The 14,430-nt window shown below is 39.5% G+C and carries 15 protein-coding genes; 11 read left to right on the top strand and 4 right to left on the bottom strand.

Annotated features, from left to right (window positions below; genetic code table 11):
- Window positions 1-20 precede the first annotated feature (20 nt).
- The 4 genes from FFU37_RS20510 (at window position 21) to FFU37_RS14075 (ending at window position 4,332) form a co-directional block, all read left to right on the top strand.
- A complete protein-coding gene (locus FFU37_RS20510; protein WP_336432858.1) occupies window positions 21-1,277 on the top strand; it encodes a peptidase domain-containing ABC transporter in 1,257 nt (418 codons plus the stop codon).
- A 191-nt stretch (window positions 1,278-1,468) separates the two neighbouring features.
- Window positions 1,469-1,729: a hypothetical protein gene (locus FFU37_RS20430; protein ID WP_175413908.1), complete on the top strand. Its 261-nt coding sequence runs from the start codon at window positions 1,469-1,471 to the stop codon at window positions 1,727-1,729.
- A 48-nt stretch (window positions 1,730-1,777) separates the two neighbouring features.
- Entirely contained in the window at window positions 1,778-2,041 is a 264-nt protein-coding gene (locus FFU37_RS14080) for a hypothetical protein (RefSeq protein WP_039488988.1), read from the top strand.
- 152 nt (window positions 2,042-2,193) lie between these two features.
- Window positions 2,194-4,332: a peptidase domain-containing ABC transporter gene (locus FFU37_RS14075; protein ID WP_138489750.1), complete on the top strand. Its 2,139-nt coding sequence runs from the start codon at window positions 2,194-2,196 to the stop codon at window positions 4,330-4,332.
- A 46-nt stretch (window positions 4,333-4,378) separates the two neighbouring features.
- On the opposite strand, the gene FFU37_RS14070 is transcribed toward FFU37_RS14075, so the two are convergent.
- Window positions 4,379-5,689 carry a short-chain fatty acid transporter gene (locus FFU37_RS14070; protein WP_138489749.1) on the bottom strand — a complete coding sequence of 437 codons (1,311 nt, stop codon included), beginning with the start codon at window positions 5,687-5,689 and terminating at the stop codon, window positions 4,379-4,381.
- Between the two features lie 169 nt (window positions 5,690-5,858).
- Between FFU37_RS14070 and FFU37_RS14065 the strand changes: the two genes are divergently transcribed.
- The gene (locus tag FFU37_RS14065; RefSeq protein WP_138489748.1) at window positions 5,859-6,926 is read left to right on the top strand and encodes a potassium channel family protein; all 1,068 of its coding nucleotides are present in this window, start codon (window positions 5,859-5,861) and stop codon (window positions 6,924-6,926) included.
- Window positions 6,926-7,123: a PLDc N-terminal domain-containing protein gene (locus FFU37_RS14060; protein ID WP_002957905.1), complete on the top strand. Its 198-nt coding sequence runs from the start codon at window positions 6,926-6,928 to the stop codon at window positions 7,121-7,123. Before FFU37_RS14065 ends, FFU37_RS14060 begins: the two co-directional genes overlap by 1 nt.
- Before the next feature lie 36 nt (window positions 7,124-7,159).
- Here the strand turns inward: FFU37_RS14060 and FFU37_RS14055 are convergent, their stop codons facing one another.
- The gene (locus FFU37_RS14055) at window positions 7,160-8,194 is read right to left on the bottom strand and encodes a cytosolic protein (protein ID WP_138489747.1); all 1,035 of its coding nucleotides are present in this window, start codon (window positions 8,192-8,194) and stop codon (window positions 7,160-7,162) included.
- Window positions 8,195-8,263: 69 nt separating this feature from the next.
- On the bottom strand, window positions 8,264-8,722 hold the full coding sequence (locus FFU37_RS14050) for an EVE domain-containing protein (protein ID WP_138489746.1): 459 nt from the start codon (window positions 8,720-8,722) through the stop codon (window positions 8,264-8,266).
- A gap of 77 nt (window positions 8,723-8,799) precedes the next feature.
- Here FFU37_RS14050 and tesB point away from each other — a divergent pair, with 77 nt between their 5' ends.
- Window positions 8,800-9,657, top strand: coding sequence for an acyl-CoA thioesterase II (gene tesB, locus FFU37_RS14045; protein WP_002957902.1), 858 nt, complete (start codon window positions 8,800-8,802; stop codon window positions 9,655-9,657).
- A gap of 20 nt (window positions 9,658-9,677) precedes the next feature.
- Here tesB and plsB read toward each other — a convergent pair whose 3' ends face one another.
- Entirely contained in the window at window positions 9,678-12,116 is a 2,439-nt protein-coding gene (plsB, locus tag FFU37_RS14040; protein WP_138489745.1) for a glycerol-3-phosphate 1-O-acyltransferase PlsB, read from the bottom strand.
- 417 nt (window positions 12,117-12,533) lie between these two features.
- On the opposite strand from plsB, the gene rpsJ reads away from it, so the two are divergent.
- The 4 genes from rpsJ to rplW are packed head-to-tail and all read left to right on the top strand — an operon-like array spanning window position 12,534 to window position 14,430.
- Window positions 12,534-12,845: a 30S ribosomal protein S10 gene (gene rpsJ / locus FFU37_RS14035; RefSeq protein ID WP_002957900.1), complete on the top strand. Its 312-nt coding sequence runs from the start codon at window positions 12,534-12,536 to the stop codon at window positions 12,843-12,845.
- Between the two features lie 27 nt (window positions 12,846-12,872).
- The gene (rplC, locus tag FFU37_RS14030; protein ID WP_002957898.1) at window positions 12,873-13,508 is read left to right on the top strand and encodes a 50S ribosomal protein L3; all 636 of its coding nucleotides are present in this window, start codon (window positions 12,873-12,875) and stop codon (window positions 13,506-13,508) included.
- 17 nt (window positions 13,509-13,525) lie between these two features.
- Window positions 13,526-14,131 (top strand): 50S ribosomal protein L4, encoded by a 606-nt coding sequence (gene rplD, locus FFU37_RS14025; RefSeq protein ID WP_002957897.1) that lies wholly within the window; start codon window positions 13,526-13,528, stop codon window positions 14,129-14,131.
- A complete protein-coding gene (gene rplW, locus FFU37_RS14020; protein WP_002957896.1) occupies window positions 14,128-14,430 on the top strand; it encodes a 50S ribosomal protein L23 in 303 nt (100 codons plus the stop codon). The genes rplD and rplW overlap by 4 nt, the downstream gene beginning before the upstream one ends.

Below are 14,430 nucleotides of genomic sequence, written 5' to 3'. Positions count from 1 at the left end.
AAACACTGGTCGATGGCGTGATGGCTATTACCGTATTGATTATGATGCTAATTTATTCGCTAAAGCTCACTGCGATAGTTGTTGGCGCAATTGTGCTTTATACCTTAGTGCGTTTAGCGCTTTACAGGCCACTGCACCAAGCTACTGAAGAAATGATTCAATCATCTGCTAAAGAGCAATCCAACTTTTTAGAAAATATTCGCGGTATGCAAACTATAAAACTGTTTGGTAATGAATCGCAGCGCCAAGGCATTTGGCAAAACCGTTATGCTGAGGTAATAAATAGTGAAATCCGTTTAGGGCGTTTAAACATTAGCTTTGATTCATTTAATAAGCTGTTATTTGGCCTTGAAAATGTATTGGTGATTTACTTTGCTGCATTGCTAGTTATGAGCAATAGCTTGTCTGTTGGTATGGTACTGGCCTTTATTGCCTATAAAAACCAACTGACTAGCCGCTTTGCTAATTTGATAGAACAAATAATCCAATTTAAAATTATGCGCTTACACTTAGACCGTATTGCAGATATAGCACTCACGAAACAAGAAGCTAATCGTGACGGTGAAATGGCATATACAGGTGATGACGAAGGTAAAGTTAAAGGCCAGCTTACCCTTGAAAATATTGGCTTTAGTTACGGTGATGACCAAGTGCCTATTTTAAATAATGTTAATTTAACGCTGAATACCGGTGATTCTATTGCGATTACCGGGCCATCTGGTGCAGGTAAAACTACGCTAATGAAAATTATGCTGGGGTTATTACAACCAACCTCAGGCAAAGTGCTGCTTGATGGTAAAGATATTACCCAACTCGGCCTTAAAAACTACCGTAAGCAAATAGCCGCCGTGATGCAAGATGACACGTTACTAGCGGGCTCAATCGCCGATAACATCAGCTTTTTTGACCCACAACCTAACTACTTAAAAATAGAGCAGTGCGCTCATCATGCCGCTATTCATGATGATATTACTAAAATGACTATGGGTTACAACTCTCTAGTGGGTGATATGGGGTCGAACTTATCAGGCGGGCAAGTACAGCGTTTGCTCCTTGCGCGAGCGCTTTATCAATCGCCGTGTGTGTTATTTATGGATGAAGCAACTAGCCATTTAGACAAAGACAACGAGGCTAGAATAAGTGAGCAAATTCAGCACTTACCCATCACACGCATTATGATTGCTCACCGCCAAGAAACTATTAATATGGCGAGTAACGTGTTTGTGCTTAAAAGTGGTAAATTAGTGCATAACCAAGCGCAGAGTGAAAGTGCTTAATGTTGAGAAGAGAAGTAACTTTAAAAGTTTTGGTGATTTGCTAAATGCAAACACTGAAAAGGCGGCTAGCTTTAGTTAACTTTAGCGAGCAGCTAAAGCCAGCCTATTAATCGCTCACCTTTATTGAAGGGGAGCATCTTAACAACCAGATGACTTAACTAAAAAGCATCGGATTTATGGAGTATAACATTATGCGTGAATTAAATGTAAAAGAAATTCAAGAAGCGAATGGTGGTTTTGGACCTGCAGGTGCTGGTTTGGGAGCTGTAATTGGTGCTGCTGGTTATTTAGGAAGTGCAGCGACTTCGGGCAATTTTAGTTGGGGTGGTTTAGGTGCTGCTACCGCTGCTGGAGGGTTATCTAGTGCGGTTGGTGGGCCGATTGGTTCAGCTGCAGCAAGGTTCCTTCTACCAAGAATCTCTTTCATGGGTGGCGCTGCTTCAAACGTATAATAAATAATTAGCATAGCTATTCTTATAGCTATGCTAAAAAGGACAGCTATGAAAGTATATAATGCAAGTCTTTTTGCTCTTATCGTATTCTTACCAATAGGAGTAGTTACAGATCACATAGAACTTTTTATTGCCCTGATTATGTCGTTATTACCAGTAAATATAAAATATGGAAATCGTAGCATAACCGATTTACAAAATGATAAAACGGCTTTTTCTGGAGTTAAAATCCTTATTTGGCCGCCTATTATCTTATTTTTCTTGATACTAACACATAACAAATGGGCTGGATATATTGATTTTTATTTGTAAATTATAACTTCAAACAGAACTGTAATTAAATAACGATTAATAAAAGTATAAGCTTTTGAGGATTATTATAACTCATAGGAATTTGAATTTTTATAGTTGTTACTTCAAACCTTACAGCACATGTATAAGTTTCATCAAGGAATACTTGCTTCATGGATAGCTTGAACTTTTCTGTATTAAAATCAGTACCTCTTATCCTCCAATCCGAAATAGCTGAGTGCGGCCTAGCCTCTATTGCTATGGTGGCAAGTTATCACGGTCATAGGCTGGATATGCCAGCCATGCGTAAGCGCTTTTCGGCGAATTTAAAGGGGATGAACTTACAACAGCTGATTGAGTTGGGTGATAACTTAGGGTTAGCTAGCCGTGCGTTACAATGCCCGCTTGAGGAAGTCCATAAACTGCAAACGCCGTGTATTTTACATTGGGATTTAAATCACTTTGTAGTGCTGACTAAAGTATCAGGCAAAGGTGCTGCGGCTAAATTTGCAATTAATGACCCTGCTGTGGGTAAACGCAGTTTAAGTAGTGATGAATTTAGTAAGCACTTTACCGGTATTTGTTTAGAGCTCACGCCAACGAGTAAGTTTGAAGCTAAACAAGAAAAAGCGCAGATGAAGTTTACCCAACTTTGGAGCACCATGAAGGGCTTAAAGGCGGGATTACTAAAACTGATAGCATTATCACTTGTATTACAGTTGTTTGCCTTGATGACCCCTTATTATATGCAGTGGGTGGTGGATGAAGTACTCATTAGTTTTGATGAATCGTTATTAACGGTGCTTGCTATGGGTTTTGCGCTGATTGCTATTATTTCGGTGGTGACTAATGCGGTACGAAGTTGGCTAATTTTACGTCTTTCCAGCCTTTTGAATATGCAAATGGGTGTGAACTTACTCCGGCACTTATTGCGGCTACCGATGAATTATTTTGAGTCGCGCCATGTCGGCGATATTGTGTCGCGCTTTGGCTCATTAGCGCAAATACGTGAGCGTATTACCACGGGGTTTGTAGAAACACTGGTCGATGGCGTGATGGCTATTACCGTATTGATTATGATGCTAATTTATTCGCTAAAGCTCACTGCAATAGTTGTAGGTGCAATTGTGCTTTACACCTTAGTACGTTTAGCGCTGTATAGGCCGCTGCACCAAGCTACTGAAGAAATGATTCAATCATCTGCCAAAGAGCAATCGAACTTTTTAGAAAATATTCGCGGTATGCAAACTATAAAATTGTTTGGTAATGAATCGCAGCGCCAAGGCATTTGGCAAAACCGTTATGCTGAAGTCATTAATAGTGAAATCCGTTTAGGGCGTTTAAACATTAGCTTTGATTCATTTAATAAACTGTTATTTGGCCTTGAAAATGTATTGGTGATTTACTTTGCTGCATTGCTAGTTATGAGCAATAGCTTGTCTGTTGGTATGGTACTGGCGTTTATTGCTTATAAAAACCAGTTAACCAGCCGCTTTGCCAACTTAATTGAGCAAATTATTCAATTCAAAATGATGCGCTTACACTTAGACCGTATTGCAGATATAGCACTCACGAAACAAGAAGCTAATCGTGACGGTGAAATGGCATATACAGGTGATGACGAAGGTAAAGCAAAAGGTCAGCTTACGCTCGAGAATATTTGCTTTAGTTACAGTGAAGAGCAAGCGCCTATTTTAAATAATGTTAATTTAACGCTGAATACCGGTGACTCGATTGCGATTACAGGGCCATCTGGCGCGGGTAAAACTACGCTAATGAAAATTATGCTGGGGTTATTACAGCCGACCTCGGGTAAAGTACTGCTGGATGGTAAAGATATCACCCAGCTTGGCCTTAAAAACTATCGCAAACAAATAGCTGCAGTAATGCAGGATGACACATTGTTAGCTGGCTCAATCGCTGATAACATCAGTTTTTTTGACCCTCAGCCGAATTATTTAAAAATAGAGACGTGTGCTCGTCATGCGGCTATTCATGATGATATTACCAAAATGACTATGGGTTATAACTCATTAGTAGGTGATATGGGATCAAACTTATCTGGCGGTCAAGTACAGCGTTTACTCCTTGCTCGCGCATTGTATCAATCGCCCTGCGTGTTGTTTATGGATGAAGCAACTAGTCATTTAGATAAAGACAACGAGGCGAAAATAAGTGAGCAAATTCAGCACTTACCAATCACACGGATTATGATTGCTCATCGCCAAGAAACCATTAACATGGCCAGCAAAGTCTATCAACTGAAAGAGGGTAGGTTGGTGGAGCTACAACAGCAGAGCGAGAGTGCATAAAACAATCAAGGCGTGTGTATTACACGCCTTTTTATTATGTTTACAGTTAATAAAAGCTCAATACCAGCGATATAAAAACCCCAGTTACAAATAGCTGCACAACACAAAACCCCATAATATCTTTTGCTTTTAAGCCTGCGATAGCAAGGACGGGTAATGCCCAAAAAGGTTGAATTAAATTAGTCCATGCATCACCCCATGCAACAGCCATTGCAACGCGAGATATATCGGCACCTAGCTCTTGTGCTGCGGGTATAACAATAGGCGCTTGTACTGCCCATTGGCCGCCGCCAGAGGGTACAAACATATTAACGAGTCCTGCACTTATAAAACTAAAAAATGGCAAGCTATCAGCATCTGCAACGGCAATAAAGCCACGTGATATCTGTTGTGCTAATCCGCTATCAACCATTACCGCCATAATGCCAGCATAAAAAGGAAATTGAATAACAATGCCAGCCCCGCTTGGAATTGCTTGTTGCAGACTGTTAAGTAAATTATGGGGTGTTTGATGCAGCGTAATAGCTAAAAACAAAAATACGGCAATAACGCTATTAAGGTTTAAGTTTCCGCCAGTAATAAAGAAGTAATAGCCTAAATATGCCAAACCTAATAAGCCAATTGTCATACCGAGTAGTTTACTTTGTTCCAAATGTTGGGCAGGTCTGGTTATTGTTGTGGGCTTAGGTGTTGTCTCTTGTAAAAGAGCTGGGTCGATATATACGCTTTCTTGCTCGCTTGGCAGCATATAGCGATTAACGAGCGGCATAATAATGAATAAACCAACTAATATGGTTATATTAAAGCCCGCAAATAAAGTGTGCTCTGTACTAATAATACCAATGCTGGCCTCTGAAAAGTGACCATCGGTTGCGATAGTTAAAGGAATCGAACCCGCTAATCCGCCATGCCATACAACAAAACCTGAGTAAGCGCTGGCTACTAATAATCGATAATCAACACGAGTATGTTTAGCAATTGCCTTGGCAAAAAGGGCACCAATAACTAAGCCAAATCCCCAATTTATCCAGCTCGCTAAAAGCGAAATAAGCGTGACTAATATAATTGCTTTAGGTGCGGTGCTTGCAAATGTTGCTAGCTTTTCTAATAACTTACTTATAGGTGGCGTACTTGCCAACATATAGCCTGTAATTAACACTAGTAGCATTTGCATAGCAAAACTTAATAAGTTCCAAAACCCACCTCCCCACGCTTGTAATACTTCAATGTTAGTTGCAGTTGTAAATAAGCTCGCACTGACAAGGGTAATTATTGTAAGTAAAATTACAAATATAAAAGGGTCGGGAAGATAACGCTCTACAATTTTAGTAAAAGGGCGGGCTATTTTATTAAGCATAAGCACAACTGTTTTGGTTATTATTTTAACGCTAATTAATCATGAAAAATCACCATTGGCAAACAGCATTTAGTCTAATATTTGCGGTTAAAAGCTTAAACATTGCTTAAAAGCATCGCTTACAGTAACGTACTGTTTATAGATAATTTACTAACGAAGACTTTGTATTATGCCGGTGATATTTAAAAGGCTAGCGTTACTTGTTCGCGCTCATATAGATCAGTTGAGTTGGCAAGCAGTGGCATTAGCTATTTTGACTCATATGCTATTAACATGGAGCTTACTATTTATAGCGAATGAGAAAGCGTTAACCTCGCTTACTACCTTTTTTTACTATTACACAGTAACAACATCAACAGTGGGATATGGTGACTTTAGTCCAACTACTGATCTTGGTCGTTGGGTGGTTGCATTAATACAAATTCCATTTGGTTTAGCTTTATTTGGTGTTTTGCTAGGAAAAGCAGGACAAACTGTTACTTACTTAATTAGGCGCGCTATGACTGGTGATAAAAACTTTGCTCACAGTAACCACCATATTATTATTTTTGGTTGGCACGACACTCGTACAAAAAAGATGATTGATTACATTTTGGCAGATACGAAACGTACTGACCGTCGTATATTACTCGCGGTAACAGAGCAAATGGATCATCCTTTTTTAGCTAACGAAAGCGTTGATTTTGCACGTTTAACGAGTTTTACAAATTTAGCTGAGCTAGAGCGGGTAGCTATTCGTAGTGCTGATAAAGTGATTATTGATGGTCAAGATGACGATCAGACATTTACAACAGCCCTGCGCATTAGTCGCTTAGTAAAAGATGATTGCCATATAAGCGCTCACTTTTTAGATGAAACCAAAGTTGAGATGATGTTAGAGCATTGCCAAAATGTAGAGTGTAGTAGTGCAAAATCAGCTGAGATACTAGTACGCTCAATGCAAGATCCAGGTTCGAGCCGTGTGCAAGAGGAGCTGCTATCTACTTTGCATGGTGATACACAATTTAGCTTGAAAATACCAAACGGATGCAAAGATATGGAGTTTGGTACTTTGTTTCATCATTTTAAGCTTGAGCATGATGCAATACTGTTGGGTGTTGCTCATAATTTAAGTGCGCAAAATATGGATTTAAATCCACCATTAGATTACAAAGTAAGTGAAGGCGATATTTTGCACTATATATCGGTAGATCGAGTATTAAGTAGTGAAGTAGACTGGTCGAGCCTAGAAAAATAATGAATGAAGTTGTATTTTTAATTGTTGTTTTAAGTGCTTATATATTACCTGTCGTTATTGTACTCAACAGTAAGCGTACACAGGGTCATGAAAAGAATGGCTGGCTAATGGGAATAATTATATTTTCTTGGTTAGGGTTAATGATGTACTTTGCCATTGTGCCCAAGTATGGGCACAAAAAGAAAAAGGCCAAATAGAGTAGTTGGCCTTTACAGCTGCTTTTACTGGCGTTGTTACTCTTCTAGTTGCTTAATTTTATGCTCAATTAAAGGATCGTCAGGTACAAGTTGTTGAGCAACTTCTAATAACTGAATGGCATCATTAGGATGCTCATCTTGATGCTTAAGGGCAACATCTATTAATGGCTGAATATCAATTTTTGCCTGATGTTCCTGTACGTGAACTTCTTTTTCATCAATCAAAATATTATGAGCTTTGCTTAATAGTGTTTGACGGTGAGCTGAGTTTACATTCGCTTTATTAAGGCTTTTGTAATAATCCTCTTTAAAGCGTAAGGTTTTAGTTTGCATACGAAATTGCGCAATATCAATTTGCTGATGCTGGATAAAATCGACGGCTACTTGCTTATAAAATCCAAACTTATTCAAATATGTGGCATGTGTGCCATGTCCCATACCAAATACTCGTAAGTGAGTTAACTGCTTATAGCGCTTAGCGTGCATTCGGTCTATACGATTAGTAGGATCGTAAATAATATAGCCTTGGGCATCTCCTAAATCTAGATCGTGATAATCTTGCTGCCAATCAAACTGCTGAGCTATATCGGTACTAGAGCGGTCATCCCACGGTACTAATTCTTTATTTTTAGTACTTACCGGGTGGAAGAACAACACCTGATTTAGCTTTAATAGTTTAGCAAAAGCGCCAACAGCAAATCCGCCACGACTTAAACCATAGCCAAGTCGACAATTAAACGGCGTAAGTAATGTTGATAATTGCTCGAGAAAAAAGATTAAATTACGATTACGAAACCAATTACTTTTACCTAAATGCTGAAAAGCGATTACGTTTACGTTTTGTTTTTGAGCTAAGTGATAACCCCATGGTGCAAAATCAGGGTGAAGATCTTGCTCTTGCACGTTAGTGCCAGCAGGGGAGAAGGTAAAAAGCAGGGGTTTATTAACGTCAACAAAATCATACTTAACAAATACATCGCCGAGTAAATCATTACCCGTCATGGGTAATCGAGTTTGTTGCTCATTGCGCGGGAGAGTTAACCATTCATCTAACCAATACAGTAATTTCATTAATCCTCCAGCTATAAGTCAATATAGATCATATCAAACTCAATGAAATTAGGTCAAACCGATAGGATATTACTGCGTCATTTTGATTATTTCATCCCAGTCATTTTTAGTAACAGGCATTATTGATAGTCGTCCGCCCTTTTTAAGTGCGATTTCAGTAATATTGTCATTGGCTTTAATATCTTTAAGGCTAATTAATTTTTTTAAATGGCTTTGATAAGTAACCTCAACAACAACCCAACGTGGTTTGTCGCTGGTGGCTTTTGCATCGTAATAGTCGCTGCTTAAATCAAATTGAGTGGGGTCTGGGTAAGCTTCTTTGGTAACCTCGGCAATGCCGGCTACGCCCACGTGTTTGCAGCTTGAATGATAAATCATGACTGAATCACCGACCTTAACGCCGTCACGCATAAAATTTCGTGCTTGGTAATTACGCACGCCTTCCCAAAGAGTCGTTTGCTTTGGTGCATTTTTTAAGTCATCTAATGAAAACGCATCGGGCTCAGTTTTAAATAGCCAGTAAGCCATAACAGTATTCCTAACAAATATTTACTTCCCACTATTGTATAGTATCATTTGGACACTAGGGTAATGAGGAAGAAATAATGAGCCAAGTATTAGATGATTTATTGTCGTTGTTAACACTTGAAGAAATTGAGCAAGGTTTATATCGAGGACAAAGCCAAGATTTAGGCTTTGGTGCTGTATTTGGTGGTCAAGTAATGGGGCAGGCGCTTTCTGCTGCCAAAGAAACCCTACCTGAAGGGCGAATAGTTCATTCATTACATTCTTACTTTTTACGCCCAGGCGATCCGGCTAAACCCATTGTTTATGACGTTGAAACTATTCGTGATGGTAAGAGCTTTAGTACGCGCCGAGTCAAAGCAATTCAGTACGGTAAACCTATTTTTTATATGACCGCGTCATTTCAGGGTGAAGAAAATGGGTTGTCGCATCAAGCGACAATGCCTGATGTTCCCGCACCTGAAGAATTACGTTCATCGCTTGAGTTTTACCAAGATAACGCTTCGCATATCCCAGAGGTTATCCGTAATAAGTTTACCCGTGAAATGCCTATTGAAATGCGACCGGTTACTTTTCATAACCCGTTTAAACCAGAAGTTATGGAGCCGGTAAAGCATATTTGGTTTAAAGCTAATGGTGAAATGCCGGACGATCAGCGTATCCATAATTACTTATTAGCGTATGCGTCTGATTTTGAGTTTTTACCAACTGCATTACAACCTCATGGTGTATCGTTTATGCAGCCAAATATGCAAGTAGCTACTATTGATCATGCAATGTGGTTTCATCGTCCATTTAGAATGGATGATTGGATTTTGTATTCAATTGATAGTCCAAGTGCGAGTAATGGGTGTGGTTTGGTACGGGGGCAGTTTTTTGATCGCCAAGGCAACTTGGTTGCCTCAACAATGCAAGAAGGGGTTATGCGTCAACGCTAACCCCTTCTGTAAATTCATTGCTAGTTACACAGATCTTGAACTATATCGCTGATTGACTGCCAGACGCGTGCTGGCAGTAATGTTTTAAGGTGTGCGTAGGTTTCACATAGTTGTGTGCTACCTACTAAGCCCTTATCACCCTCTGTTATTAATGACTCACCACGTAAGTTTTCAATAAAACTAACAAGTACTTTTTTGTCAAAAAACTCAGGTGTTTTAATACCATGCAGTGTACCTAAACGTTGTGCGAGTACTTGGCTTTCTCTTTCAAGCTCGGCTTTTTCAATGCCATCACTTGTTTGAATAAAACCAATCACAATAGCGTAACGTTGTAGGGTAAAGCTAAGTGCTCGTCCAAGCATTTCTAGCTTAGCTAAGCAGTCGTTACTGTTCGTTATATGAATGTTATCGCCATCAAACTCAATTAAATTTTGATCGGCAAAATTAGCTAAAATACGCGTTATGTAGTTTTCATCAAGAGGTTGTAAATACCATTCTTTAGCAAATAGCGGATAAAATGTTTTTACAAGTTGTTGGCATTGAGCAATCGTAGTGCTGTGTTGTTTAAATAGATGTAGTGCAATTAAGCTTGGTACTGCAAACAAGTGCAAAATATTGTTTCGGTAGTAGTTAAACAGTACTTTTTCTTTATCGCTAATCGTAATAATTTCGCCAAACTCATCACTGATAACTTCAAACTTATTAAGCTTTAATGCATGCGTTAGTAATTGCTCTGGAGTTTCGTCTGGTGTAGTTACTTTGTTACTGTAGCTGGCATCACGCTGTAAGCGCAGATAAAAATCAAGCTGAGCTAATAGCTTTGGTTTACTCAATGCTTGTTTATCGTTAACCAGCAATATCATCGCTAGTAAATTAACCGCATTAAGCGCCGCTGCATTATTAATTTTAACCATTACTTGGTCGGCAAGTTTAGTTACTTGTGGTGCTAACCATTGTGGCTTTTGCACGTCAGTTGGGTGTATTGAATCACGCCAATCAGGTTGGTTATCGTTTAAGTATTGGTTAATAGAGATTGGATCGCCAAAGTTTAAATTACCACGACCGTAGTTTTTAAGGTTTTTGATTGCCTTAAAAATACCAAATATAGATTCGCCTTTTTTATCTTTACCATCCAGCTCTTTAAGGTAGGTGTTAATTTCCATGACGTGCTCGTAGCCAATGTACACAGGTACAATAGATATTGGTCTGTCTATTCCGCGTAGCATTGCTTGTAATGTCATAGATAGCATGCCCGTTTTAGGCGGCAGTAAGCGTCCAGTTCGGCTTCGACCGCCCTCCGTGTAAAACTTAACAGAGTAACCTTTAATAAACAGTTGGCTTAAATACTCTTTGAATATGGCAGAATAAAGTTTATTACCTGCAAACGAGCGACGAATAAAAAACGCACCAGAGCGTCTAAATATGCCTCCGGCAGGGAAAAAGTTAAGATTTATACCTGCAGCTATATGCGGAGGTACTAAACCTAAATGATAAATAGAGTAAGTAAGCAGTAAGTAATCCATATGGCTGCGATGACAAGGCATATAAATTATTTCATGGCCTTTATCTGTTAGTTCATGAATTTGTTCGGCGTGTTTAATATCAATACCATTATAAAGCTTATTCCATAACCAAGTTAAAAACCTTTCGGCCACACGTATCATTGCTTCAGAGTAATTAGCGGCTATTTCATCAAGTAGCTTAAGTGCATTTTGACGAGCTTCTGTTTGGCTAATGTTTTTAGCGTTAGCTTCATCTTGAATTGCTTTTTTTATAGTAGGTGACGCTAATAATGAATTAAACAATTGCTCACGAGATGGCATTTTAGGGCCTGTAGCAGCTAGCTTTTGGCGCTTAAAGTGAACACGCGCTACGCGTAATAATTTATGAGGTAACTCACTTACATCGGCTTTTTCATTGACTAAAAGTGATAAGTCGAGTGGTTGGCTAAAGCGAATAAAGTTATCGCGCCCTGAAAATAACACCACAAAAAACTTTCTAAACCAGCTTGGAGTAAGAGAGTGTGTAATTAAAGTACGTAGTCCTGGCTTTTCTTTACCTGGATCGCGCCCCCATAAAATAGTAACAGGCACCACTTGTACGTTTTGCTGACCGCTTTTTATTAAGTACTCAATAATTTGCTTGCCTTGGGCTAAAGCATTGGTTGGTTTTGCTTCATCACCAAATAACGGTGGAGGATTTTTAATACCAATAAAACGGTCTAAATTTTGAGTCCCTAGCACTTGCTCTTCTGTTGGGCTAGGTAGGCCATTCTTTTTACAAACATGTGCCAGCGCGGCTAAATCAAAACGTGAATTTAAACGCACTATGTAAAATGTAGGGTACTCAGGGTTTAGATCATACTGTTTAATAGGATTTTCTGGCAGCACTTTGCTTTTCACAAATAAGCGACTAAATCCAGCAGACATAACATTTAAACAATAATTAAAAATACGCATCGACTCACCATATTGAGAGTATTAAGGGCAAAATTAGCGCAACAGGATACCATAATATCTAAAAATCCCTTAGTTTGCGCAATTAAGATGTTTAGTTGTTTGTTGACTAGCATCAAAAGCATTAGTTCAAGTATAGCTATTGAACATGTATGGACGCATATTTAATCAAATTAGTATTCATTACATTGTTTCTAAATAGTTGTTGCATTTATCACCAATACCTCTATAATACGCAGGCTTTCAAAATTCCTCTGGGAATTAGAAAGGATAAATTAAGCTTGGATTTCAAGCTAATAAACAGGAGTTCCGATTTGGAACTCAACGTAGATATAATCAAACAGCCGACATCTTAAGTTTTAAGATTGTTTCGGTCGTTTTTTTATGCTCTTTTATATGCTCTTTATATTGAGGTTAAGAATGTCAAATCAACGCATTCGTATTCGCCTAAAAGCTTTTGACCACCGTTTGATTGACCAATCAACGGCAGAAATCGTGGAAACTGCGAAACGCACTGGCGCACAAGTACGTGGTCCAATCCCACTACCTACACGCTTTGAACGTTTTACTGTACTAACTTCACCGCACGTTAATAAAGATGCGCGTGATCAGTACGAGATCCGCACCCATAAACGTCTGATAGACATCGTAGAACCAACTGACAAGACTGTAGACGCGCTTATGCGTTTAGATCTTGCTGCTGGTGTTGATGTTCAAATCAGCCTGGGTTAATCGAAAGATTAGAGAGGTTTTAGGAAAATGGCATTAGGTCTAGTCGGTCGTAAAGTGGGTATGACACGAATCTTCACTGAAGATGGTGTATCTATCCCTGTGACAGTTATTGAAGCGACACCTAACCGCATTGCTCAGATCAAATCTGACGCAACAGACGGTTATAACGCGCTTCAAGTAACCGCAGGCACTAAAAAAGCAAGTCGTGTAAACAAAGCTAAAGCGGGTCATTTCGCTAAAGCTGGTGTTGAAGCGGGTCGCGGTCTGTGGGAATTCCGCCTTAACGGTGGTGAAGGCGATTTTGAAGTAGGCGCTGAGCTTACTGTTGAATTATTCAACGAAATCAACAAGGTTGACGTAACCGGTACTTCTAAAGGTAAAGGTTTCCAAGGTGGTGTTAAGCGCTGGAATTTCAGCATGCAAGACGCTACACATGGTAACTCTCTATCTCACCGTGCTCCTGGTTCAATCGGTCAAAACCAATCACCTGGTAAGGTGTTTAAAGGTAAGAAAATGGCCGGTCATATGGGTGCTGAGCGTGTAACGACTCAAAACTTAGAACTAGTTCGCGTTGACGCTGAGCGTAATTTGCTTTTAGTTAAGGGTGCAGTACCTGGAGCTATTGGCGGTGACGTTATCGTTAAACCAGCTGTTAAAGCATAAGTCCTGGAGATTTAGTGATGGAATTAGCAATTAAAGACGCTTCTGGCGGTCTTGAAGTTTCTGAAGCTACTTTTGGACGTGAGTTTAACGAAGCATTAGTACACCAAGTAGTTGTTGCATACGCAGCAGGTGCTCGTCAAGGTACTCGTGCTCAGAAGACACGTTCTGAAGTAAGCGGTGGTGGTAAAAAACCATGGGCTCAAAAAGGTACTGGCCGTGCACGTGCCGGTACAATCCGTAGCCCAATTTGGCGTTCAGGTGGCGTTAGCTTTGCAGCTAAACCACAAGACCACAGCCAAAAAGTAAACCGTAAAATGTACCGTGGTGCGATTAAAAGCATCTTATCTGAATTAGTTCGTCAAGAGCGTTTAATCGTTGTTGAAAGTTTTGCTCTAGCAGCACCAAAAACTAAAGAACTAGTTGCTAAGCTTAAAGAACTTGAGCTTAAAGATGTTCTTATCGTGACTGAAGAAGTAGATGAAAATCTTTTCTTATCGGCACGTAACCTTTATAAGGTTGACACACGTGATGTAGCTGGTATCGATCCTGTAAGCTTAATTGCTTTCGATAAGGTACTTATTACAGCCGCTGCTGTTAAGCAACTTGAGGAGGCGCTAGCATGATTCGCGAAGAACGTCTTTTAAAAGTGATCCTTGCTCCACATATCTCTGAAAAAAGCACAATTGCTGCTGAAGAAAACAATACTATTGTTTTTAAAGTAGTAAATGACGCAACTAAAGCTGAAATTAAAGTAGCAGTTGAGAAGCTTTTTGAAGTAGAAGTAACGGGTGTTCGCACACTTAACGTTAAGGGTAAAACAAAACGTACTGGCGCACGTTTCGGTCGTCGTAGCGACTGGAAAAAAGCTTACGTTACTCTTAAAGAAGGCAGCGAGCTAGACTTTGTCGGCGGCGCCGAGTAA

The sequence above is a fragment of the Pseudoalteromonas distincta genome (assembly GCF_005877035.1).
In the GTDB taxonomy this organism is placed as follows: Bacteria; Pseudomonadota; Gammaproteobacteria; order Enterobacterales; family Alteromonadaceae; genus Pseudoalteromonas; species Pseudoalteromonas distincta.
This window is presented reverse-complemented; position numbering and strand designations above follow the sequence as displayed.

Coding starts and splice junctions, on each gene's coding strand:
- FFU37_RS20510 (WP_336432858.1), top strand. CDS start 21: ATGGCTATTACCGTATTGATTATGATGCTAATTTATTCGCTAAAGCTC.
- FFU37_RS14060 (WP_002957905.1), top strand. CDS start 6,926: ATGAATGAAGTTGTATTTTTAATTGTTGTTTTAAGTGCTTATATATTA.
- FFU37_RS14055 (WP_138489747.1), bottom strand. CDS start 8,194: ATGAAATTACTGTATTGGTTAGATGAATGGTTAACTCTCCCGCGCAAT.
- rpsJ (WP_002957900.1), top strand. CDS start 12,534: ATGTCAAATCAACGCATTCGTATTCGCCTAAAAGCTTTTGACCACCGT.
- FFU37_RS14070 (WP_138489749.1), bottom strand. CDS start 5,689: ATGCTTAATAAAATAGCCCGCCCTTTTACTAAAATTGTAGAGCGTTAT.
- tesB (WP_002957902.1), top strand. CDS start 8,800: ATGAGCCAAGTATTAGATGATTTATTGTCGTTGTTAACACTTGAAGAA.
- FFU37_RS14050 (WP_138489746.1), bottom strand. CDS start 8,722: ATGGCTTACTGGCTATTTAAAACTGAGCCCGATGCGTTTTCATTAGAT.
- FFU37_RS14080 (WP_039488988.1), top strand. CDS start 1,778: ATGAAAGTATATAATGCAAGTCTTTTTGCTCTTATCGTATTCTTACCA.
- rplC (WP_002957898.1), top strand. CDS start 12,873: ATGGCATTAGGTCTAGTCGGTCGTAAAGTGGGTATGACACGAATCTTC.
- FFU37_RS14065 (WP_138489748.1), top strand. CDS start 5,859: ATGCCGGTGATATTTAAAAGGCTAGCGTTACTTGTTCGCGCTCATATA.
- rplD (WP_002957897.1), top strand. CDS start 13,526: ATGGAATTAGCAATTAAAGACGCTTCTGGCGGTCTTGAAGTTTCTGAA.
- rplW (WP_002957896.1), top strand. CDS start 14,128: ATGATTCGCGAAGAACGTCTTTTAAAAGTGATCCTTGCTCCACATATC.
- FFU37_RS14075 (WP_138489750.1), top strand. CDS start 2,194: ATGGATAGCTTGAACTTTTCTGTATTAAAATCAGTACCTCTTATCCTC.
- plsB (WP_138489745.1), bottom strand. CDS start 12,116: ATGCGTATTTTTAATTATTGTTTAAATGTTATGTCTGCTGGATTTAGT.
- FFU37_RS20430 (WP_175413908.1), top strand. CDS start 1,469: ATGCGTGAATTAAATGTAAAAGAAATTCAAGAAGCGAATGGTGGTTTT.